The organism is Saccharobesus litoralis (genome assembly GCF_003063625.1).
Classification (GTDB): domain Bacteria; phylum Pseudomonadota; class Gammaproteobacteria; order Enterobacterales; family Alteromonadaceae; genus Saccharobesus; species Saccharobesus litoralis.
The window spans coordinates 529,536-552,903 of the sequence record NZ_CP026604.1 but is presented as its reverse complement, the minus strand read 5'-3'; the positions used below and the strand labels follow the sequence as shown (position 1 = coordinate 552,903).

General features: G+C 38.3%; 14 protein-coding genes. 11 read left to right on the top strand and 3 right to left on the bottom strand.

From position 1 onward, the window contains the following. Positions 1 to 399: 399 nt before the first annotated feature. The 5 genes from C2869_RS02045 (at position 400) to C2869_RS02025 (ending at position 8,463) form a co-directional block, all read left to right on the top strand. Complete coding sequence (locus tag C2869_RS02045) at positions 400 to 1,353, top strand: hypothetical protein (RefSeq protein WP_108601376.1); 954 nt, start codon at positions 400 to 402, stop codon at positions 1,351 to 1,353. Then, positions 1,310 to 1,810: a hypothetical protein gene (locus C2869_RS02040; protein WP_108601375.1), complete on the top strand. Its 501-nt coding sequence runs from the start codon at positions 1,310 to 1,312 to the stop codon at positions 1,808 to 1,810. Before C2869_RS02045 ends, C2869_RS02040 begins: the two co-directional genes overlap by 44 nt. A 180-nt stretch (positions 1,811 to 1,990) precedes the next feature. Then, positions 1,991 to 4,015, top strand: a complete 2,025-nt coding sequence (locus C2869_RS02035; RefSeq protein ID WP_108601374.1) for a thrombospondin type 3 repeat-containing protein — start codon at positions 1,991 to 1,993, stop codon at positions 4,013 to 4,015. Positions 4,016 to 4,382: 367 nt separating this feature from the next. Next, the gene (locus C2869_RS02030; protein WP_108601373.1) at positions 4,383 to 6,437 is read left to right on the top strand and encodes a methyl-accepting chemotaxis protein; all 2,055 of its coding nucleotides are present in this window, start codon (positions 4,383 to 4,385) and stop codon (positions 6,435 to 6,437) included. Positions 6,438 to 6,534: 97 nt separating this feature from the next. Further along, positions 6,535 to 8,463 carry a CRTAC1 family protein gene (locus tag C2869_RS02025; protein WP_108601372.1) on the top strand — a complete coding sequence of 643 codons (1,929 nt, stop codon included), beginning with the start codon at positions 6,535 to 6,537 and terminating at the stop codon, positions 8,461 to 8,463. A gap of 72 nt (positions 8,464 to 8,535) precedes the next feature. Here C2869_RS02025 and C2869_RS02020 read toward each other — a convergent pair whose 3' ends face one another. Further along, the gene (locus C2869_RS02020) at positions 8,536 to 9,579 is read right to left on the bottom strand and encodes a kappa-carrageenase (RefSeq protein ID WP_108601371.1); all 1,044 of its coding nucleotides are present in this window, start codon (positions 9,577 to 9,579) and stop codon (positions 8,536 to 8,538) included. Positions 9,580 to 9,690: 111 nt separating this feature from the next. Then, on the bottom strand, positions 9,691 to 10,434 hold the full coding sequence (locus tag C2869_RS02015; RefSeq protein WP_108601370.1) for a helix-turn-helix domain-containing protein: 744 nt from the start codon (positions 10,432 to 10,434) through the stop codon (positions 9,691 to 9,693). 356 nt (positions 10,435 to 10,790) lie between these two features. Here C2869_RS02015 and C2869_RS02010 point away from each other — a divergent pair, with 356 nt between their 5' ends. Continuing rightward, a complete protein-coding gene (locus tag C2869_RS02010) occupies positions 10,791 to 12,233 on the top strand; it encodes a helix-turn-helix transcriptional regulator (protein ID WP_108601369.1) in 1,443 nt (480 codons plus the stop codon). 53 nt (positions 12,234 to 12,286) lie between these two features. Here C2869_RS02010 and C2869_RS02005 read toward each other — a convergent pair whose 3' ends face one another. Then, positions 12,287 to 13,765: a sulfatase family protein gene (locus C2869_RS02005; RefSeq protein ID WP_108604922.1), complete on the bottom strand. Its 1,479-nt coding sequence runs from the start codon at positions 13,763 to 13,765 to the stop codon at positions 12,287 to 12,289. A gap of 434 nt (positions 13,766 to 14,199) precedes the next feature. Between C2869_RS02005 and C2869_RS02000 the strand changes: the two genes are divergently transcribed. The 5 genes from C2869_RS02000 (at position 14,200) to C2869_RS01980 (ending at position 23,295) form a co-directional block, all read left to right on the top strand. Beyond that, positions 14,200 to 17,748: a TonB-dependent receptor domain-containing protein gene (locus C2869_RS02000; RefSeq protein ID WP_108601368.1), complete on the top strand. Its 3,549-nt coding sequence runs from the start codon at positions 14,200 to 14,202 to the stop codon at positions 17,746 to 17,748. A 71-nt stretch (positions 17,749 to 17,819) separates the two neighbouring features. Then, complete coding sequence (locus C2869_RS01995; RefSeq protein ID WP_108601367.1) at positions 17,820 to 19,334, top strand: Ig-like domain-containing protein; 1,515 nt, start codon at positions 17,820 to 17,822, stop codon at positions 19,332 to 19,334. 441 nt (positions 19,335 to 19,775) lie between these two features. Beyond that, positions 19,776 to 21,296, top strand: a complete 1,521-nt coding sequence (locus C2869_RS01990) for a sulfatase-like hydrolase/transferase (protein ID WP_108601366.1) — start codon at positions 19,776 to 19,778, stop codon at positions 21,294 to 21,296. Next, complete coding sequence (locus C2869_RS01985; protein ID WP_108601365.1) at positions 21,286 to 22,368, top strand: glycoside hydrolase family protein; 1,083 nt, start codon at positions 21,286 to 21,288, stop codon at positions 22,366 to 22,368. Before C2869_RS01990 ends, C2869_RS01985 begins: the two co-directional genes overlap by 11 nt. A gap of 57 nt (positions 22,369 to 22,425) precedes the next feature. Continuing rightward, complete coding sequence (locus C2869_RS01980; RefSeq protein ID WP_108604921.1) at positions 22,426 to 23,295, top strand: type 2 periplasmic-binding domain-containing protein; 870 nt, start codon at positions 22,426 to 22,428, stop codon at positions 23,293 to 23,295. Positions 23,296 to 23,368 lie beyond the last annotated feature (73 nt).

Here is a 23,368-nt window from a genome sequence, read left to right as displayed (position 1 = left end):
TATACCAGTGATAGAAACTTCAATCTATTAACAAGCATGCTGAGTCGCTACGAGTTAATACTCTAATCGTTATATCATTATTTATTTGTTACAAAAAAACGGGCTTATTGACGTCTTAGTAGCAATTACCGCAGCCTATTTTTACCCTTGTTACCTTCACGCTTTATTAAATATCACAAACCATTTTAATTTTTAAATTATTGATTTTTCTATTTATTTACTTTTTTAAAGTTAGTTTTGGACGTTTTTATAGGTGTGGATAGCTAATTGCGATTATTAATGAGTGACTTATTAACGCTTTATTAAATTATTTTTAACATGCTGGGAGGGGCGTGGATTTAGCACAGTAAAACAACAAATTAAATCACTCAACACTAAATACACATAGGATCAGAGTTTATGAAATTTAAACAAATGATTACATCAATTTCAGTACTTAGCTTGGCCGTTTTTCATATGGCTTATGTTTATGCCGCACCAAGTGCTTGCGTTGCGACTGGCGGTTCTACTAAATGTGGCGCGTATACTAACCAGCAATTTATAGATGGTTTAAAAAACACTAGCGTCGAAGAGGTGGTTATAGGTAGTAATTTAAGTTTTAACCAAAGTATACCAATTAGTCGCTCAACAAAAAAAGTCACGTCACTTAACAATGGTGCTTATGATATATTATTTGGTCCCGACGCAAGGCTGAATATTACCTCCGGCTCATTTACATTTTCTGGTCATAGCGACTCAACTAACAATACTCGCACCATTCGTTTTTTACGTAACACGTCAATTTCAAACAATATTGTCGGAAGAAATAAGCAAATATTTTACTTTAATGGCGCACACAGTTATGTACGAATTAATAATGTATTAGTTGACGGCAGCGCGCGCTTTATTGACATGACTGGTGCTAGTACCGATCTACAAAATGCAAATATCATCATCCGTCATAATACGGTGCGTGATTTTATTCAAAAGGCCATTGGTATTAATCGACGTTATCAAAATTACACGCATATCGCTTCTTTACAAATTATTAATAACCGCTTTGAAGCGCCTGCGTTATGGGAAATGAAAGCGATTAATGGCCCTGGAAATAGAATTCGAGCGATTTCACTCGATGCAGGAAATGATATGACGGACTGTTTAAATAATCCAAGTTGGAGTCATTTAGGTAATTGCACAGTGCAAAAAGTATCTAATGGTGTTGCCCCTAGTGTCGACGTTGGGACTAGTGTTAACCCAGGGCTTATTCAGGGTAATACATTTATTAATGTCGGGGTTGCCTTTGCTCGTTACGAAAATATATTAGTCGGGCATGCTACTGACACGACTAAGAGAAACCGCTTTTTTTACCAATAATCAATTACCGGTTGAATATAGCGACGTGCCTGTATACAAATTAGTCAATGTTGAAAACTTATCGCGTAATATTGATATATTAGGTAATGAGTTCAATTTCACCAATCCAGGTGACAGATCACAAGCGGGGATCATGTTTATTGGTGCGGGTAGTGAATGGATATCTGGTTTTCAGAGCGGTCAAGATTGTAACTATAAATCGAACTTTATCGCTTTTAATAACAACACATTAACCGGTAGTGCTTTATACCGTTATGCGATTTATTCCTATGGTGTCGCACAATGGAGCGTAAACAATAACAATTTCAATAATCAACCCGTTAGCACTAAAACACTAACCCTCAGCAGTTCGTTATGTTACGACTCAACTGATGTTAATGTGACTATTTTAGGCAATACCAATTTAGTACCCAATACCTGGGCTTTCCCAAGTAGTGGCGTTACTCACGACTTATAAACTTCATGTATTGAGTTAGCTGCAAAGCGCTCTGTCTTCCTTCTTGACACCTATGAAATTGTATTTAGGACGATTTTATAGGTGTTTTTAGTCAATATTGAAAGCGACTTAATCGAACAAAAATCACAATCATCACCTGATTTAACGTAAAACAAACAATAACGTAAAAAAGGTAAAACAATGGTAATAAATTCATTGCTTAAAAAGCTTTTTATACCCGCAGTGACATTTGCGGCAATGTCTAATGCAGTTGCCGCTCCAGCGCCTTGTCAAGCAACAGGTGGAGCAAGTAAATGTGGAGCAGCGAATACTCAGCAGTTTGTGGATGGCCTTCAAAACAATGACGTTGCCGAGGTTGTTATCACCAATGATCTTAGCTTTGATCAAAATATAACTATTCGGAGATGGAGTAAAAAAGTCACTTCTTTCTTCAATAATCAATACGACATTTCTTTTGGTCCAAATGCGCGTTTAAATATTTTATCGGCCAATTTTATTTTTTCTGGTCATTCAGATGTTAATAATATCACTAGAACCATTCGTTTTTTACGTGACACTAGCATTACAGGCAATATTGTTGGTAAAAATAAACAGATATTTTTGTTTAATGGCCGCCATCAATCAATCAGAGTTAACAATGTTTTAGTTGATGGCAGTGCTCGTTTTATTGACATGACAGCGCCAAATACGGATTTGCAAGATGCAGATATTGTTATACGCCATAATACGGTGCGCGATTTTATTCACAAGGCAATAGAAATTAATCGCCGTAATCAACATTATACCGAAATAAACTCGTTACAAATCACCAAAAACCGTTTTGAAGCGCCTGCATTATGGGAAATGGCAGCAATTAATGGACCGAAAAATAGAATGCGCGCGATATCGTTAGACGCGGGTAATGATATGAGCGATTGCCTTGCTACTGAAGGCTGGAGTCGTGCCGGTAATTGTATAATTCAAGGTGTGTCTGACGGCCAAGCTCCAGGTGTTGCCATTGGTACAACAAGTAACCCTGGTATTATTCAAGGAAATACTTTTATCAATTCAGGTGTGGCCTTTGCAAGATACGAAAATGTGTTAGTGGGACATTCGAGCGACAAATTAAAACGCAACCGGTTTTTCACTAATGACCAATTACCTGTGACATACGCACAATCACGCGTTTATAAATTAGTTAATATTGAAAACCGCGCTCAACACATTCGTGTATTAGGTAACGAATTTAATATGAGTGAACCAGGCGATCGTTCGCAAGCAGGGATTTTATTTATCGGCTCTGGCAGCGAATGGATCCAAGGTTTTCAAAGCGGTACTGACTGTCAATATCAATCAGATAATATTCACTTTAATAACAACTATCTTACCGGTAATGGGATATATCGTTACGGTGTTTATGCTTATGGTATTGCGAATTGGACGTTTTTTAACAATGACTATGCTGATAACGCACCAAGTGACAAAGTGTTTCGTTTATCTGAAAACTGTTTTGATGCTAACGTTGCCAATACTGAAATACGCGGTAATACAGGAGTGGTTAGCGGATCTTGGATTTTACCAGATACGGGCGTCGTCCATGATTTAGATTATGTTGATAATGATTGGGACAATGATGGTGTTGTTAATGAACTAGACGCATTTCCCTACGATCCATCTGAATCTGTAGATACCGATGGTGATGGTGTTGGTAATAACGCAGATACAGACGACGATAACGATGGTGTGAATGATCAACAAGATGCTTTCCCTCTTAACCAGGATGAAACAACAGACACTGACGGTGATGGTTTAGGAAATAATCAAGACGAAGATGATGACGGTGATAACGTACTAGATCATCTAGATATTTTTCCTTTAAATAGTGCTGAATGGTCGGATTTTGACCAAGACTTAATTGGTGACAATGCTGACAACGACGACGATAACGATGGCGTGGATGACCTTATTGACCAGCACTTAGGTTTGATTGCCGGCAATGCTATTGTTCAGGGTATTGATACTGAGGTTGCCGATCGTCCAAATTCAGTCGGTGTTCCGCTTAGTGTTGAGTTAGAGCAAGCATTAAGCCAGTGTGATGAAAGCCGAGGTAAAAGTTATGGAGTCTGTATTAACTTACCTTTGAAACAGCTGCAAGAGCTAGGTTCGTTAAGTCACCAAGAATGGCTTTATTTTAAAAAAATATTTTTCAAAAACGCGAAAGCTTAAAGCGACAATCCCACCTTAATTTATGATTAAGGTGGGACTTTTCAGTTCTAATTAATTGATTTAATTGATAAACCCTTTTTTAAAACAATTAAAATCCTTTATTTAAAGTCCTTTCATTATCTTGAACTGTATCTTTAACAATATTGTTACAACTTATTTGCTGAATGTTATTTGGCTTATGCAATACAGTCTGTTTATTTGCAATTGCATTGATGCTTTCAGTGGTTAACGTTTTGCAAAATATTTGGTTTTATTTCTTTATCGTTAAGAGAAAAAGGCCGTTCAGTTAGTGCAACTAAGGGACGACATAAAAACAATGCGGATAAAGCTAACGAGGTGTTAATCAATTTCAGTCGGAGATCAACTTATGAGCTTTCTTAATCAATTTACTATAAAAACCCGCATCTATATTTTAGCTTTGCTACCCACACTGGTGATTGGATTTTTTAGTGTTCAGCAGTTAATGGCTGCGCGAGCTGAACAAAATTCGTTAAAGTCGTTAACGCAGGCCATGCTGCTAGCACAGCATACGGGTAATTTATTAGGTGCTATTCAGCAAGAAAGAGACTTTTCGCAAGGTTTTTTGAGTGGTCAGCCTACAGGTAGTAAAGGTGCTCAATTTAAGTCTGATTTAGAAAAAAGTCGGGCTCAAGTCAATCAATTACGAGAGGTTTATTTCAGTCACCTAGAGCAAAATAAAGCGTTTTTGCATGAGGTTAAGCTTAATAGCGTTTTAGACAAGATAGTTCAGCGTTTAACTACAGATATTCCAACCATTCGAAAAAATGTGGATGTACTGCAACTTAAATTTACCCTAGCCAATGATGAAAATAGGTTGTTACCTGTACGTATGCATTACTTGGATATTGAGAGCCAAATGTTACGTATTGTAGCTTCGGTTGTTAAGTTAGCAGCGAATGATCGTGCTTTAAGTATGTTGGCTGGCGCGTATGCAACTTTAGTTGAAATCAATAGTCGATTGTCATCAGAGAGGACCAGTGGTCTCGGTTCTTTAAACAATAAGTTTTGGAATGAGTTTGCCCATGGTGAAACGAAAGCGGCTATGCATCAAAAAGCTGATTTTAATTCACGGCTACAAACTTACGCATCGGATGAAATTTGGACTTATTACACCAAACAATACTTACAATCAAAGCAAGCTCAGCAGCTTAATAATTTAAGAACCCGCTTGCTTAAAAACCTAGGGAAAACCCACATTGTTTCTATTAATGACTGGTTACAAATAACCGGTGATAACATGCAGCGCTTACAAAACGTGATTGATTTTACGAATAAAACAATTGAGCAAAAAACGAAAAGCTTACTGGCGGATGCGCAAAGTCAGGTGACATTTAGTTTCGCATTTTTAGTGATTGTTTTGGTGTTTATTATTGGCGTATCTTGGTTAATTTTAACGTCAATTTTGTCACCACTTAAGAGCTTGACTGATAAGTTAGATGAGGTGGCAAAAACCAAAAATGTAGGGTCAAAATTAGCGGTTAATGGCAAGGACGAGTTGGCGGATGTTAGTCATGCTTTTAATTTACTTTTGAATAGCTTTAATCAAGCTTTGGGCAGTGTTAAGGGCGAAGTTTTGGATATTAGCCAGTTAACTGATTCAGTTGCTTCATCCATGCAAGCTAACCTGCAAAGAACCCATAATCAAAATGAGCAAACGGATAGTGTGTCAGTTGCCGTTGAACAAATGACAGCAACCATTCAAGAGGTTGCCGCAATATCGCAAAATACAGCAGATGTGGTTCAACAAGTACACCAAAGCTCCATTAATAGTGCAGAAAAAGCTCATACCACGCGGGATATGATGGAAAATTTGCTTGCTGAACTGGCCAATACTCGCAATCAGGTTGATCATTTAAATGATGAATCAGCGGTCATTGGCAATGTCTTAACGGTCATTCAAGGTATTGCTGAGCAAACTAATCTTTTGGCTTTAAATGCCGCAATTGAGGCGGCGCGAGCAGGGGAGCAAGGTAGAGGGTTTGCCGTTGTTGCTGATGAAGTGAGAACGTTGGCCAGTCGTACACAGGAATCGACCAAGTTGATTAGAACGCAGATTGAGTCATTGCAGTCAGGCGCTCGAACTGCTTGTCTTAGTATGGAGCGCTTGCAAGAGCAAGGTAAAAGTGCAGTAGATGTTGTTGTTAGTAGTGTTGCTGATTTTTCTAGCCTAAAGCAAGAGCTAGATACTATCTCAAATATGGCAACTCAGATAGCCACAGCAGCAGAAGAGCAAACCTTGGTAGCAAGTGAAATCAATCAGCGTATACATACGATTAAAGATGATACTCAGCAGTTGGCGCAAGAGGCGCAAATTTCGGCAAATGCATGTGATCATTTAGGGCGTTCAAAAACCAGCCTAGATAATTATGTTAACCAGTTTAAGGTGTCACAAGCGGCCTAAAAAGATTGCGAAAAAGCAGTGCCCTTTGGCTGTGTGTACTATCATTAAGCAAAAGGAGTTGCTTAATCAACTGACTTAATATGATACCTTACATGAAATGACTAAACTCATTAATACTGGCTTTGGCTGCCAGTTTTTAGCCTTTTCGCTTATGCCATGTTTGGCATTAGCGTCTAATTCAAATCCCTCCAGCATTGTTTTTATTGATGTATCAAAAGAAGTTGGTTTGGTGACAGCGCCGAGCTGGAAATATGGCGGCCCAGCGGTTGCCGATATTAATAATGACGGTATATATGATTTTGTTTTGACTAACCATAATCAAACGCCCATTCGTTTGTTTATGGCAAATCAGGATTTTAGCTATCAATTACAACCTAGAATCAAACCTCGTAGCGATGTCCATGGTATCGCCTTGGGGGATTATGACTTGGATGGCGATCATGATTTGCTGATTTCAGTGGGTGGGGGCAGCGGTTTAAAACCTGAACCGCAACGCTTGTATCGAAATGATAATCAGCAATTTATTGATATAACAGAGCTTATCGGCTTGTCTAAAATGGGGGCCAGAGGTCGAACAGTACGCTGGATTGATGTCGATAATGATGGTGATTTAGATTTCTTACAGTTGAATGCTCAGCCACGCATGACTGAAAATATTCCTCGTAATATTTTGTTTGAAAACGTAAATGGTAAACAATTTATCTATCGACCGTCTGCCGCATTTGAGAGCATTCCTGCAGAACGCTTATTAATTAGTGATGTAGATCAAGATGGCTATTTAGATTTATTCACATTTTCACCTGCCGGTGAATTAAGTATTTGGCAAAGTGGGCCGCAATTTAACTTTACGAATGTCACCGATAAATTGATATCAAAACAAGTTGATCTGAGTCAGGTGATGGCTGTTGCACATTTTGATTACGACAATGACGGCGATTATGATTACTATTTAGCTCGAGGCCAGACTTATTTTCAAATAGCTAATAATAGTGTTGAATTTGATCAAGGCTCTGGGCGGTTAGACATTCGTGATGAGGGTAACATAAGTCACGATGGTATTACCTTTTACGCTGACAAAGATATTCACTTACAAAGTTTCAAGCGGCGTAAACGAGGTAATAAACTTAAAATTATGCCTTTGTATATAGGCAAAAATCAATTGATGTTACCCCCACCGCAAGAGCCTTTGTTGATTACCTCGCAACAAGCAGCTGGTTTTGCGCTAGACAGATCGCAAACTGGTTGGTATTTAGGATACCTCGGCAGTAAAAAATGGCGATTAGAATGGAATTTAACAGGCAACTATGCGTGGGATATTCGAGCATCTGTTAGTGGCGTTAGGCGAATTGAAACAGATTGGCAGCCAAATAATCCACATTTGCCTGATATATTATTGAAGAACGATAACGGCAAATTGGTTGATATGTCTCATCAATTGCCTATTGCCACTGTTCATAATAACTGGGGAGTCGCCCCTGGAGATTTTGATAATGACGGTTTTAGTGATCTTATCGTTTATCGATTTGGTAAATTAACTAAAAGAGTCCATGATCTTATATTGCGTAATGATGGCCAAGGAGCATTTTCGTTAGCCGAAAATAATGGCGCAACCACTGAAATTGGTCAAAATTCCCATGGCGATATGGGCAGTGTATTCGATTATAATTTAGATGGAAAAGTGGATATTTTAAGTGGTGACGATGATAGTGGTCGGTGGCATTTATATAAAAATATTTCCCAGACAAAGAATCATTATGGGCTAATACATGTGGGGTATTCTCACACGGGAATTGATCCCATGAGTGCGACAATCGAAGTTAAACTAGGTGATAAAAAACGCTTTTATTTAGTGGGCTCAACCAGTGCGACTCATTCACAAAGTTTGCTTAATATTGCTCATTTTGGGCTGGGGCGCCAGACTGTTATCGAGCAAGTCATCGTGACATGGCGAGATGGAAGTCGAGAGGAAAAAAGCCAATTACCAGCCAACGCACGTTATATTTTTGGGCGATTGTTGCCAAAGTAATCGCCGAAATGAAAAGACCCCGTCCTTGGGGTACATAGTGAACATGGTTGCGATACTGGGTCAGGTGTTGGTTTAATCTTTTCTTTTGTAAACTCTAACCCAGTCGACTTCCATTGTTGTGGGGAAGCCGATTGCAGTGGCTTCACTGGCAACGGCACATCTATCAAAACCATGCGGGCAATTGTTGTAGGTTACGTGTGGTCTTCTTAACCCTAGTGATAAAGTAACATGCATAGGTAAATGCCAATAAACATTAGGTTTTTGGGCCACTTGCTCGCCATCTAAATACCAAGTAATGGTTTCAGGAGTCACTTCTGCGCCATAAATATGAAAATCATCTTTCGGATCAAATTTTACATGTACTTCGTTTTTGGTTAACTCAGGGTATTTTCCGGGGCGCTTCCAAATTATTTTTCCATTTTCTACCACTCTAGTGTGTAGGTTCATATCGAGTACATCTGAGCCGTTGTAAGATTTAGTTGCGTTCGACCATTCGCCTTGCTGCATTTCAATAACATCAACTTCTGAGTACTTAATTGTGCCTTCAGCCATACCATCGTTGCCTTGACCAACACTGTATGTCCAAAAAGCCGGACTGGCAGCAGGAAAAGTATGGATCCCTTTGATTCGTGCTTCATAGTAGCCATAGGTTAGCTTGCCTTTTGTTCTGGCAATACCTGAGGTATAAAATAAGTCCACATCTACTCGATCGCCTGAACTTGCCCGACGCTTGGTCGTATGTGGAGCGTACTGCATTGTAATTTTTAATTTTCCGTCAGCTTGCTTTGTATTGCTTGGCTCCCATGACCAAGGTCCCCAATCGCCAATATCGGTTCCCCATTTACTGTGATTGATAGAACTTGCATTAAACTCATCGGATAGAGAGCTGATTAATTGCCAATCTTGTTTGACAACATGTTCCATGGTCGGAAATAGATTATCCGTGCTAGATGGCGTTTCAATTCCGGCTGCTGTTGTCTTAATAACAGGATCTCTAGGTGTTTGTGGAGCATTTTGCTCGGTTTGTTGCTCAGACATTGGGTCATTACTTGTTCCAGAACATGCTGATAACAGGCCTGTAATGAAAAAGCTAAGCACTGCATTTTTTTTATTCATAATATCTCTTCTGTTGGCTCGTAAAATTGATTTGTATGGGTGTTGGCCGTTTTATGTGGCGTTATATTTGAGGTGTTAACCAGCAATACGTGTCGTTACAAATGATTGCTTTTACATCAGCGCTTTTTGGTGATGTAAACGATATTGCGTCGGTAATTCACCACTATAAGCTTTAAATTGTTTACTAAAATAACTGTGGTCAGAAAAACCGCATTCAAATGCGACTTGGGCAATACTTAAATCGGTTGATTCAATAAGTGCTTTAGCATTGGTCATGCGGACTTCTGTTAATAATTGCCAAGGGGTTTTTTTGACAACTTTTTTAAAACGGCGTTGAAATGCGCTGGCTGATAAATGGACTAAGTCGGCTAATTCTTCAATCGTAATGGCTTGTTTAAAGTTGCTTTTAATATAATCTACCGCTTCTTTCATGCTATGCGTGCCAGACATGCTCGGCTGAGGTTCATCCACTTGTCTGCCAATGCCGTAAGTGCCAATTACTTCAGACTTATGGTTGTAGATAGGGCGTTTTGACATCATCAGCCATTGCGACTGTGATATGGGTTCTTTTTCGATACGGTCGACATTTTGTTTGTTATTGAGCACAATGTCGTCGTCGTAGTTTAGTAATTGTTCGTATGAATTGGGCAGTACGTCATGACCTACTCGGCCAACAATTTGTTCTATATTGTCTAACCCATTGCGATCAAGAAAAACTTTGTTAGCAAAAATAAATCTATGGTGAATATCTTTAACCCAAAACATGACATCGGGTAGTAAGTTATACATATCCAGTACTTGTGAAAAACCAACGCTTTCGACAAATTCATTTTGAATAGAAGTTATACCGTTCATATATTACCTCGACAAGAAGACAGATGTAGACTGCTAGCGTCCCCTTATCCAGCACTTGTTACATATCTGAAAAATTGATGAGTAAATTTTAAAAAAGTATTAACATTCAGCTTTCAATTTTATCCAAAAGGTTGTTTGAAAAAGAGTAAATCTTTAATAATCAATGGTTTAATTGGTATTTTAGTGTATAAAAACATTTTTCAATCAATAAAAATAACATCTAAAAAACGATATTTTGGACTATATTGAAGCTAACATTCTTTAAATTGTGAGAATATTAAATGTTATTTATTGTTTTCCACTTAAAAAGCGTGTGTTTATTAAATTTTAGGTTTGAGGTCATGACATAAAATAATATGGTTACTAGCGAGTTAGATTTAGAAATTTTTATAAGAGCTGTGGTGCCTTTCGCCGCGGCCAATATTTTTGCCATGCTATTGGTTTACTTTTATTTAGTACGCCACCGTATAGGTAAAGCGTTTCCGTATTATGCAGCATTTATTGCGTGTTTTACTTTGTTTTTATATGGGCCCATTATTAATGTTTTGACCGTTGACTTAAGCCGTCGTTGGTATGATATTGCTCGAAATATATTGTTGTTTAGCTTAGGAATGCCCTGTTTATTATTAGCTTTGTTGACGTTAGCTAAGGTTAAAATTAATAAGGCACTGTTAGCGATTCCAATAGGTTTGGGCGTTATTTGGTCAATTGCATTTGTGTTTTCACCTGCTGTTTATCAATATCAGTGGGGAGAAATTCCAATCTATCGGATCAAATCTCTTAAGCAAGATCACATTTTTTACTCGCAAGTGCTATTAGTTGCTATTCAGCTTGCTATACCCAGTTTATGGTTGTTGACTAAAAAGCTAGAAAAGCAAGTAGTTATTCATTTATACGGGGTGTTAGCTTTATTTATTTTTATTGCATTGGGTAATATATTTAAAATTTGGACTATATATTATGGTGGTTCCAGTTTAACGGCATTTGTCTGGGCTTGGGCAGTGTATCGCGATATTCAGTTGACTAACGAAAAAGTTAAATTGCATTATCAATATAAAAATGCGCTGGCTATTGCGCAGTACGCAGCGCCTTCAAATAGTGGTTTTACACAGTATTATCCAACTCAACTGAACGAATCGTATCCATTTAGAGAGCGAGAATCGTTATTAGAAGCCGTAATTACCGGTAGTGTTGGCTTGATTGATGTTAGGCTAAGCAAACTATTAAGTGCGCTTAATATGTTTACTCAAGCAGACTTAGTTATATACAGGAGTAGAGCAAAAGAAGTTTTATTTATGCTTTATGACTCTGTTATTTATAAGTGTGGTAACGGAGAAGAACTCATTATCCGGCTTGAAAATAAAGGGCAGGAGATTGATAACGCCAGTGATATACATGCAATTGATGCTATCTTGGTTGAGGAAACTCAATTTTTAACCGCGTCAGAAAGGGAAATTCCCGATTCGCTTGCTGATAAATCCCTAGTGGATCGTATTAAATCGTTTATTTTAAGCCAATACCATAAAGATATTAGTATTAGTGATATTGTCGATGATGTAGGTGCAAGTCGTTCTCATGTTATGAAAACCTTTAAAAATGTAACCGATCAAACCATTAAAAACTACATTATCGAAGTACGCATTAATAAAGCTAAGGAGTTATTACTATCCAAATCAGTTACCGAAACGGCTTTTTACGTAGGGTTTAACAACTCAGCTTATTTTTCAACGGTATTTAAAAAACAAACGGGTTTGTCGCCAAAGGAGTATCAAATTCAGGCTAAGTCGACAGTTGCCTAAACAGTCAATTTATCCCCCAGCAAAGTTAATGTTTACTGGGGGATTTTGCGTGGTTAATTAATAATTAACGGTTTTGATTTTTGAGCTTTTAATTCCGATTCGTCATAGATCTGTTTGAAAAACGCAATGCGGCGTTTTTGATATTGAGTTGGAGATAAATAACGATTGTTAATATTGTCTTTATTCCATTGATTCCAAAGAGAAGCTAACGCTTGGCGTAATTTTCTGTCTTTGTCTATTATGTTGTGAGTTTCATAAGGGTCGTCAATCATATTATAAAGTTCTGCTTGGCCTTTATCTTCTAATAGGTATTTGGCGTTTTGCGTTCGTACAGCCCATCTATTTTCTTTGGTCCGCCAGAATAACGCTTGGTGCGGAGATCCCGATTGTTGATTTGTTAGGTAAGGGATGAGATTGACACCATCCATGGTTTTGCCTGATAGGTCACCATTTCCTACGGCTACAGCCGTCGCTGCTATATCTAATGCTGAAACTAAACCGTTATATTTTTGTGGTTTAAGCTTATTTGGCCAGTGGGCAATAAAAGGCACATGTGAGCCACCTTCACGCATGCTTCCTTTACCATCTCTAAATTGACCACTATTGGAAAATGCGCTTTTAGCGTGCTTATTGTGCCCAGGATAGGACGCGGCACCACCATTATCAGATAAAAAGAAAATGAGAGTATTGTTAAATTGTTTGGTTTCTTTTAATGCAGCTATAACTCTACCAATGCCTTGATCCATTTCATCTATCATGGCAGCGTAAATACGGCGTTCTTTATTTTCTATGTGTTTATATTTGTCTATAGTGGCTTTTGGCGCTTGTAATGGTTGATGTGGTGCGTTGTATGCGAGGTAGAGCATAAATGGAGAATTTGCTTGGCGAGCTCTTTTTATAAAGCTAGCTGCGTCTTTGCTTAATGCTGTGGTGAGGTATTCATTGAATTCAGCATCTCTGTTATTGCGCATTAAGGGGAGGTAATCACCTTCATTTGCCACATAGGCAGGTTGACCTTTTTTATTGAGTAATGGTCTGGTGTAATTTATCTCATCAGGAAAATAGGTGTGACCGCCAGCGAGAAAACCATAAAAGTAATCAAAGCCTCTGTTGTTCGGATGGTATATATGGGAACCACCCAAATGCCATTTACCTATCACTCCTGTTTGATAACCAGCGCGCTGCAAGCGAGTTGCGAAGGTTGTTTCAGTTAAGGGTAAACCGTTGTACAAATCAAAATAGGAATTGGAAATATTTATTTCCATGCCAAATCGAGCTTGATAGCGGCCTGTCATTAACCCCGCACGGCTTGGACCACAAAAAGGGTGAGTAACATAGCCGTTTGTTATCTCCACCCCGTTGTGGGCCAATTGATCAATATTGGGGGTGAAAATATCTTGGGCTCCAGTGTATCCAACATCGGCGTAACCTAAATCGTCAGCCAAAATAACAATAACATTTGGTCTTTCATTGGCTAAACAACAAAACTGAAATCCTAAAAACATTAGCATACTGATAAAAATTCGTTTCATAACTCTATACTTTAAAATCAAATTTGAATTTTTATTTTCAATTAATGGCTGTGTTTTATCTTTCAATTCTGTCTAATTTTTACTTTGAAAAAGTAAAAATAATGTATTTATTTGTATCGACATTAAAATAATTTGTGAATATTTGATTTTTAACAAGTCGATTGACTAATTGTTAAAATAACACGTGATTTGCATTTGATTTTATTGTTTTAAATGTGAGGTTGCAATTATTGTCCTAATAATTGCCATTATTGTCATACAGGTGAGTGTTGATTAATTGTTAAATTTAGTACGTGGATTAAGTTTAAAGAAAAGTTATTTACTGACTACATTGATTAGGGTGAATGGCGATTTTATCAGCTTAATAGTTATAACTAAAACAACATAAAAAGTTATTGCCTTAGGGTAGATTTCCATGTTCTAGGAGACAACTTATGTCTAGTACCAAAGCACAATTTAAATTGAGTGCGTTATCACTTGCTATTGCTGCTAGCAGCATTAGTTATATTGCTCAGGCAGCAGAGCAACAAACTGAACAAAAAGACGATGAAGCTGAAGTTATCGAAGTAACGGGTTATCGAGGTAGCGTATTAAAGTCTATTTTTGATAAACGTAATAGTAGTACTATTGTTGATGCTATTTATGCAGAAGATATTGGTAAAAACTCTGATCAAAATATTGCTGATGCATTATCGAGAGTGACGGGTGTTTCTGTTCAGAGCGAAGATGGTGAGGGTACGCAAATTTCGGTTCGCGGGGCATCATCAGCATTTAATAATATTTCCGTAAATGGCGTTTCACTAACCAGTTCAGGTGCAGACCAAGGTGTCGATTTAAGTTCGTTTTCGTCTGATATTCTTTCATCAATTAAAGTGTATAAAACATCAAGTGCAGATCAAGATGAAGGTTCGCTTGGTGCCAATGTTGTTTTATCTACACCTAAACCGTTATCGCTTAAACAAGATCGCAAACAGCTAACATTACAGAGTCGCTATAGTGACTATAGTGATCGTTATGACTATAAATTATCAGGCACGTTTTCACATAAATTATTTGATGAAACGTTAGGTGTTTTGTTTACCGTTTCAAAAGAAACCCAGTCAGTTCGTCGCGATGAGGTGAGTGCCGATAACTTTAAGCCTTATGATGTGGTTAAAGTCAGAGCACAAGGTGCACGAGATACGGAAGGTAATATTATTACTGATGAAACCAATGCGCTGATCCGCCGAAATATTGCTTACTCTTTACATCAAAACAAACGCGATCGATTTACAGTTAATTCAGCCATTCAATTTAGACCTTCAGATAGCACAGATATTAAGCTTGATTTAAGTTATTCCGATCAAGATTTAATTAATGACAATCATTTTATTCGACACGTTACCCCAGATATTTTTGATGCAGACGGCAATGGCGTTAACGATCGTGACAATAATTTAGATGATCCTCAATATGATTGGTGGACGCTTGATACCCATACCAATACGTTAATCAAAGCATTAAATCGTAACGCGGCAGGTAACTTTGGTCGTAGCCAAGGCGGGGACGAAAGAGAAAATTTAGTTGGCACATTAAGTCTACAACAATACATTACTGATGACTTAAAAATGGATTTAAAGTTAGGCTATAGCCGCACAGAAATGAATTCTTTGCCTTCGACTAATATTCGCACGGCTTCTTGGGCCACTACACCGCTTGACGCTACCCGCAATACGCCACTAGATAAAATTCAGCCAACGGGTTATGACTGCTCAACGGGTGATTGTCAAATGGTGGTGGCAACGTCTCCATTTATTGCTACGCCCATTGGTACGCCAAAAGAAGGTAACCAATCTGCGGGTTTTAACCCGCTTGACCCTTATGCGTCACATTTAACTGCTTATGATGAGATATTTCGTTCAGATTTAGATACTAATAAAAGTGTATTTTTAGACTTTGATTGGACGATTGATAATTTCAATATTACCGATATTGAATTTGGTGCGAAGTGGTCTGAAAGATATAAAACCAGTGTGCGTGAGACTGAAATATTTGAGGGCGCAAAAATTACGGTATTTGGCCCTGATGGTGAACCGATCCAAGGAGCGAGTGTTAGTGATATTCGTATTGCAGATATTATTGACGACAGGCCATTAGGTGTTGACGACTTCATGGGGGATCTGGTTGCTAGCTCACCGCAATATAGCAATGACTTTTTAAATGGTTGGGGCTTAATCAGCGCAGAAAAGACCTTACGCCAAGTCAAAAGTATTGATGATTTATCGCAAAACAAAGATATCCCGTTAGAAAATGGCACATATCAAGATAATTATTCATTATACGGTAAAGTTAATTTTGAATTTTTCGACTCGCGTTTAAGCGGCAATGTGGGTATTCGCTATGTTCATACTGAAACGAGTACGCCATTGGGTCAAGGTCGTATTCAATATTATGATCAGGACAAAGTTTATACCCCGCATGAGCTGATCCAAGCGGGATTGTTTGACGCGAGCTTAGAAAATAAAGCGGAATTTGATAGTAACGGCAATATCGTTAATGGTGGACGTTGTACTGATTTAACACGCGGTGGTGCAAATAATAACCGAGAAATCCGCTTAGATGGCACATACGTTTTAAAAGAAGGTCAAACATTTACTACGCGTGATGGCGTAACGCTCGAAGAGGGGGCGCTGGTACCTTCTCAATACAGTATTGATGGTAGCCAAAAATGTTATGACTACTTCTTATCTCATCACTTTATTAACACAGCGGGTAGTTGGAGTGATCCACAAGTCGCAGATCCTTTCCTAGCTGTCCCTGTTGGTCGACATGGGCGTAACCAGTGGGATCATTTTCGCCATGCAGACCAATCGACACTGGGAGCCTTTGATCGTGATTTACGCGTGTTCACAGCGACAGGAACAAATACTGAAGACTTTTATTTACCTAGTTTAAACCTCAATTACGCGTTAACTCCAGACACCATAGTGCGATTTGCCGCATCACGTACCATGGCTAGACCGCGTTTTAATGAAGTGCTAGCTGGATTTACCTTAAACGAACGTATTTGGAATGCTGAAAGTACCTTAGTTGCAGGTAACCCGAGTTTACATAGCTTAACATCGGATAATTTAGATTTATCATACGAATGGTATTTTAACAAAACATCGCAATTGTCAGTGGCGTTATTTTCGAAAGATATCAAAAACAAAACGGAGCGAGTATCAGAAGACTATTATTATACCGATGTTAGGCATCAACATGATTTAACTACATTATCTTTAAAAGATATTGTCCTACCAGAAGACAATACAAAAGATGCGTTAAACAGTAATTGTATGCCTGATCGTGTGCCTGTCACTCAATTTAAAGAAGCATTATCAGTGGGTTGTAAGCCTATTATTGTTACAACTTATCGTAACCGCGAAGATTCAAGTATCAAAGGTTTAGAGTTTACCTATCGTCATGACTTCTCATTTTTACCGGGTGATTTGTCTGGTTTAGGGACCAATATTAACTATACCTATTCTAAATCAAAGACATCTGGTGTTCAGTTAGATTCGGGAACTTATTTACCTCCATCGGCTGAACTGTATACGCCTAAGCATACTGTTAATACAGCTTTGTATTGGGAAAAGTACGGCCATTCACTGCGCTTTACTCATCGATATAATTCGATTCAGTTGCAATCACGAGGTTTAGCTGGCGGTTCTCTATGGGAAGATGCCCGCGGCCAGTTAGATTTCGCAGCTAACTACAAACTGAATAAAAATATATCGATTTCATTGCAAGGAATTAACTTAACTAAAGAACCTATTCGTACTTTTTATACCAGTACAGGTATGGATTTAGGTCAAGTTGTACAAGACGAAGATGGTAACGATGTTCCCGTATTGTTGGTTGAAGGCAACCCTATGGATGACAGTTCGGTTACGCGCTCGCGTGAAGTCAGAAAGTACAGTACAGGTCGCTTAGTACGTTTAGGCGTCACTGTAAGATTCTAAATAGTTGGATTTAAGTTTTTAGTCGTGTTTTGGCACTTGTAACAAGTGCCAACAATACAATAGGTAACCGTATGAATAATAATATTAAAGCCAGCATGCTTGCCATGCTGATAGCCGCTCTAACAGCTGGCTGTAATGAAGATTTTTCTAGTAACGTTGACGGCAGTCAAATAGAGCCTGTAACACTTGAGGTAGAGTCGATCAATATCGTAGTAAGCGAAGATGACGATATTAAGCGTGTTTCTTTATTGGCAGATATTGTCAATACCGGTGGTCGAGTATTTGCCCGAAATTTTGAGTACAAGTATTTAACTGATGATGACGGGATTAAATTACCAACAGAGCCAGCATTGCCCAACGGTGGGGTAACCAAAGAGTTAGAAGAAATTATTATCACCCCTAGTTTATGGACTGATCAATTAGTTTATGGTGAAACGGTAAGTTATCGTTTTCGTTATGACCTTGATAATGGGTCGGATACGACAGTAGAGCGTTGGGTTAACTTGACCGTAAATGGGGCTGAAACTAAAGTCACGGATATTGATGTACTTGCCGACAATTCGTTTGAATTACCTGTTGGTATTAGTACTAAAATGCGTGCATTGGTATCACCAGTCGACGCGACGTTTCCTGAAATCACTTGGACATCAAGCGATAATAATATTGCGTCTTTTTCAGGTGATATATTAACCACTAAAGCAACCGGTGACGTGGCAATAACCGCAACTTCTGCCGATGGCCTTGTCGTAAAAACTAATGACCTAAGTGTGGTCAGTGATTCGAACAAACCTACAGGTGTGGCGATTGTCGATGATGCAGATAGCGAAATTGAGGTTATTAGAGTTGAAGAAGGTGAAACGCTATCTTTAAAAGCCTTGCTTAATTTTAAATCTCAAGACAATAGCAGTAATACCAACTTGATATGGAGCTCTGATGATGAGACGAAGCTAACTGTAGATGCACAAGGTAAAGCGACAGGTGTGATTGGTGCTCGTGGAGCAACTGCAGTTAAAGTGGTCACTGAAGAGCAAGGGTTAGGTGATATTGTGCGAGTTCAAGTCGTACCTAACTCCAACGCTTTATTTAGCAAAAACGGTAACTTTGAATTCAGTGCTGATTCTATCGCCCCATGGGTGGGTTATTGGCAAAATGCAAGCGGGGGTGCCACAGTGACGGTCAAAGAGGAAGCGGCAAGTGCTGGAATGTATGGTATTCATATCCAATCTCCGGGTACCAAAAATACAGGCATCACGCTAAGCCCAGACGAAGCACCGCAACTATTGGGTCTATTGGAAGATAAATCTAATTTTGGTAAAACATATCGAGTTAAATTTGACGCTAAGACCAAAGTAGGCACGCGTATTGGTTTTGTAGAACAGATCATGCAAGGCCAAAATCCAACTCGTAGTTTTACCAAATTTACTATAAATAATACTTGGTCCACAGTGACTTTAGATATACCTGTAAAAGATATTCAAGATCCAAATAAATCATACCTAAATTCAAGATTTGATATTTATTTTAATGCTCATGGTGGTGGTATTGATATTTTCTTGGATAATATCTCGATAAGAGAGCTTAATTAATTTCTCATTTGTGTTGTCGGTCAAGGGAGAGTCCTAATTAGGGCTTCCCCTTTTTTTGTTTGGAAGTTTGTTGTTAATCTAACTTTTGTATTGTTAGGGCGTGTTGACGTTTAGTGTTGATTTTTTCAGCACTCTATTTGGCTTTTATACAAAGTATAATTAAAAGTACTTTTTAGGAATAAATATCAAATAAATGTTTTTATATATCAAAACCTGACACTATTTTCCTATTTTTCGCCTTTATTACAATAACGCTAATTAAGCTCAAACCTGTAGTATTTAAATCTCTTAAAGAAGCCACTTCTCCGAGTGGTCTCCTCTTTTAGGCCTATTATGTCCAGTGCGTAATAGGCTTTTTTTATCCAATATTTGCATATTTATGCCGGGTAAAATTGATGAAACGATTTCTGCCTTGGCGAGTTATTAACAAGGGGAATAAATATGGTAAAAACGCCAATTCAATATCAAACCCGTATACGTTCTTGGGCTATTTTAAGTGCAATTGCCATTAGCCAACTATTTTTAAATGGGTGTCAACAAAGCCCTGAAAATGAAGCTGTGTCAGCGCCCAATATTGTCTTTATATATACTGATGACCAAGCGCCATGGGCACTGGGTGCATCAGGAAATAATCAAGCCATTACACCTAATATGGATAAGCTTGCCTCACAAGGTATGCGCTTACCTAATGCTTACACTACCACGCCAGTGTGTAGTCCTTCTCGTGCCGGTTTAATGACATCACGCTACGGTTATGAGCTAGGAATAGATGATTGGATTAATACCCATTATAAAAAGTTTGGTTTAAATCCATTGGAACCTGAATTAGGTTTAGATCCTAAATTAGAAACTTGGCCTAAAGCGTTGCAACGAGCAGGGTATTACACGGGGCTCGTTGGTAAGTGGCATTTAGGTATATCAGATGCTCACCACCCAACACAACAGGGATATAGTGAGTTTAATGGTTTTCGTTCTGGTGGTGCAAACACCAAAAACCCTAAGCTGGAAATTGCTGGACGCAATGTGGATGAGAAAGGCTTAACAGCAGACGTACTCACTAATTACGCACTTAAGTTTTTGAATGAAAACAAAGATCGCAAATTCGCACTTTCTTTACACTATCGAGCGCCACATACGACTTGGTTACCTGTTTCGCCTGAGGACGCCGCACCTTATAAAGACGCTGATTTAGTGATCCCTAATCCAGATTATCCTAATTTAGATGTCAAACGTGTTAAACGTTATATGGCTGAGTATTTATCTAGTGTACGCAGCATTGATCGCAATTTAGGCTTAATACTGCAAGCTTTGGATAATTTAGGTTTAGCTGATAATACCTTGGTTGTTTTTACATCGGATCATGGCTACAACATGGGCCATAATGGTATTTGGCACAAAGGTAATGGGCACTGGATCTTAAAAGATAGAGTACAAGATAACTCTAACAATATTCCGGATGATCAACGACCTAATATGTATGATAACTCAATTAAAGTTCCGACAATTGTGCGCTGGCCTAATCATATTGCTGCGAACAGTGTTAATCAATCGACTGTTTCAAATCTTGATTGGTTTCCAACCTTAATTGCTGCTGCAAAGGCGCAAGCTAAACCTGAAACATTAATTCGAGGTAACAATGTTTTACCTGTACTCACGGGTAAAAGAGCCATTTCTTCAACTGATTATTATGCAGCGTATACGACTAAACATCAGTCTATTAGCGGTATGCGTATGTATAGTGACGGTCAATTCAAGTTAGTGAAGGATTACATCAATAAAGGCAGAGATGAATTTTATGACTTGAAGAATGATCCACAGGAATCAACTAACTTGATTCGTACCAGTAATCCAGATTTACAGGTTGTTATTAATCAATTTGATGATGTGATTTTTCAGAAAATGTTAGATACCCAAGATCCGTTATTAACCCAATTTTTCTCGGAGAATAAAAATGATCACTAAAATAAAAGCTTTACTCGCTATTGGCTTGTCATTTTCAATATTATCGACAGCTTCTGCGGATTTAAAAAGCCATCATGGCTTACCTGATGATCTTGGCGCTTATAACATTGTGGAGTCGAAGTTTAGTCAGGCTCTGACTAATGGTAAACGCATACTGCAGGAAAAAAATTGGAATGTTTGGGGAATTTCTCCTATTAAAGGCGACGATGGTAAAATTCACGTATTTTTTTCTCGCTGGCGTGGTACCCATGGTCGTTGGTTAAGCCACAGTGAAATCGCTCACGCTGTAGCTGATAAGCCAGAAGGCCCATATAAAGTACTTGGTACCGTACTCACAGGGCGCGGTGGAGAGCATTGGGATGCTGATACCATTCATAATCCGACTATTCAAAAAGTTGGTGATAAATATGCCTTGTTTTTTATTGGTAATAATTTAAAACGCGCAGCTGACTATGATGGTCATCATGCGTCGACTCAACGTATTGGTTTGGCGTTAAGCGACAGCTTATATGGTCCTTTTGTTCGCGTGAGTGACGACCCTATTTTAGATATCAGCCAAGATAAAAATCAGTGGGATAGCTATTTAACGACTAACCCAGCTCTACTACAACACCCAAATGGTGAGTATTGGCTTTACTATAAAGCGTGGGATAAATACAACGATAACATGCGAAAAATGGGTGTGGCTATTGCTAAAGACATTAAAGGCCCTTACACAAAACACCCAAAAAATCCCTTGGTTAGTTTTTCTAGTATTAAAAAACAGGTTGAAGATGCTTATGTTTACCATTCGGGTAACAAGTTTTACATGATTATGCGTGATATGGGGGTTATCCATCCTCATGTTGGCTTAATGTTAGATTCATACGATGGCATTAATTGGTCTAAACCTAAATTAGGTTATCGAACCAATACCTATTTTCTACCAGATGAGCAAAAAGTAGAGCGTATGGAACGTCCACAAGTGCTGATGGAGAATGGAAAACCTAAATACTTATTTTTGGCTCTGATGGGAGGCGAATATAAAACCTCAACCGCGTTTGTACTGGAAATTGATCAAACAAAACTATAAAGCTTGGGTGGCAGTTAGGTGTTAGCTGCCGCCAAGCGCCCATGCAACGAGTTAACTATGTTTCGTCTTAACTTTGATTTTAAACTGGTTATTTTAATAATCACGATACTGCTAAACCTTAAGTTAAATGCAAAAGATATTGAATTGAGTATTAATAATGCCAGTTCAGCTAATGATGTTTATCAATATGAGTTGCTTAAAATGGCGTTGGCGCGCAGTAATAAAAGCTATCGCTTACAGCAACGGGAAAACAAATTAAATGAAGCACAGCTTGTTCATTTTGTTACTAACAACCAGTTAGATGTTATTTGGGTTGCAACCAATCAAGCCTATGAAGAAAAAATGCTGCCGATTCGTGTGCCGTTATTTAAAGGGTTAATCGGTCATCGTCTGTTTATTATACGTCAAGGGGAGCAGAGTCAATTTAGCCATATTAATACGCTAAATGATCTTCAACAATTAAAGTTGGGCCAAGGCGCTATGTGGGCTGACACTAAGGTATTAAAATCAGCAGGGTTAAATGTTGTGACGACTCTAAAATATGAAAACTTGTTTTACATGTTAGATGGGGGGCGTTTTGATATGTACCCTAGGGGAGTGCATGAACCGTTTGAAGAAGTTAAACGTTACGCCGAGTTGCCACTTGTTGTTGAAAAAGACTTGTTACTGGTTTACCCGCTTGCGGTTTATTTTTTTGTTAGTAATGACAACCGACAATTAGCCAAAGAAATCGAAACAGGCCTGAACGCCATGATCGAAGACGGTACTTTTGATCAATATTTTTATAACTACCCTATGGTCCACAATGCATTAAAGCTGGCTAAATTGGGCAGTCGTAAAAAAATATTTATTAATAACGCGAATATGTCATCTAAAACACCATTTAATGATGAAAGGTTATGGCTCGATTTGAAGTTTATTCCTTAATTTCTAAAGCTTAGTTTTTATTTGTAAAACAGAAATTTATTCTTCGCGCCGTTTATCGATAATTGTAGGGAGT

Coding starts and splice junctions, on each gene's coding strand:
- C2869_RS02045 (WP_108601376.1), top strand. CDS start 400: ATGAAATTTAAACAAATGATTACATCAATTTCAGTACTTAGCTTGGCC.
- C2869_RS02040 (WP_108601375.1), top strand. CDS start 1,310: ATGCTACTGACACGACTAAGAGAAACCGCTTTTTTTACCAATAATCAA.
- C2869_RS02035 (WP_108601374.1), top strand. CDS start 1,991: ATGGTAATAAATTCATTGCTTAAAAAGCTTTTTATACCCGCAGTGACA.
- C2869_RS02030 (WP_108601373.1), top strand. CDS start 4,383: ATGAGCTTTCTTAATCAATTTACTATAAAAACCCGCATCTATATTTTA.
- C2869_RS02025 (WP_108601372.1), top strand. CDS start 6,535: ATGACTAAACTCATTAATACTGGCTTTGGCTGCCAGTTTTTAGCCTTT.
- C2869_RS02020 (WP_108601371.1), bottom strand. CDS start 9,579: ATGAATAAAAAAAATGCAGTGCTTAGCTTTTTCATTACAGGCCTGTTA.
- C2869_RS02015 (WP_108601370.1), bottom strand. CDS start 10,434: ATGAACGGTATAACTTCTATTCAAAATGAATTTGTCGAAAGCGTTGGT.
- C2869_RS02010 (WP_108601369.1), top strand. CDS start 10,791: ATGGTTACTAGCGAGTTAGATTTAGAAATTTTTATAAGAGCTGTGGTG.
- C2869_RS02005 (WP_108604922.1), bottom strand. CDS start 13,765: ATGAAACGAATTTTTATCAGTATGCTAATGTTTTTAGGATTTCAGTTT.
- C2869_RS02000 (WP_108601368.1), top strand. CDS start 14,200: ATGTCTAGTACCAAAGCACAATTTAAATTGAGTGCGTTATCACTTGCT.
- C2869_RS01995 (WP_108601367.1), top strand. CDS start 17,820: ATGAATAATAATATTAAAGCCAGCATGCTTGCCATGCTGATAGCCGCT.
- C2869_RS01990 (WP_108601366.1), top strand. CDS start 19,776: ATGGTAAAAACGCCAATTCAATATCAAACCCGTATACGTTCTTGGGCT.
- C2869_RS01985 (WP_108601365.1), top strand. CDS start 21,286: ATGATCACTAAAATAAAAGCTTTACTCGCTATTGGCTTGTCATTTTCA.
- C2869_RS01980 (WP_108604921.1), top strand. CDS start 22,426: ATGTTTCGTCTTAACTTTGATTTTAAACTGGTTATTTTAATAATCACG.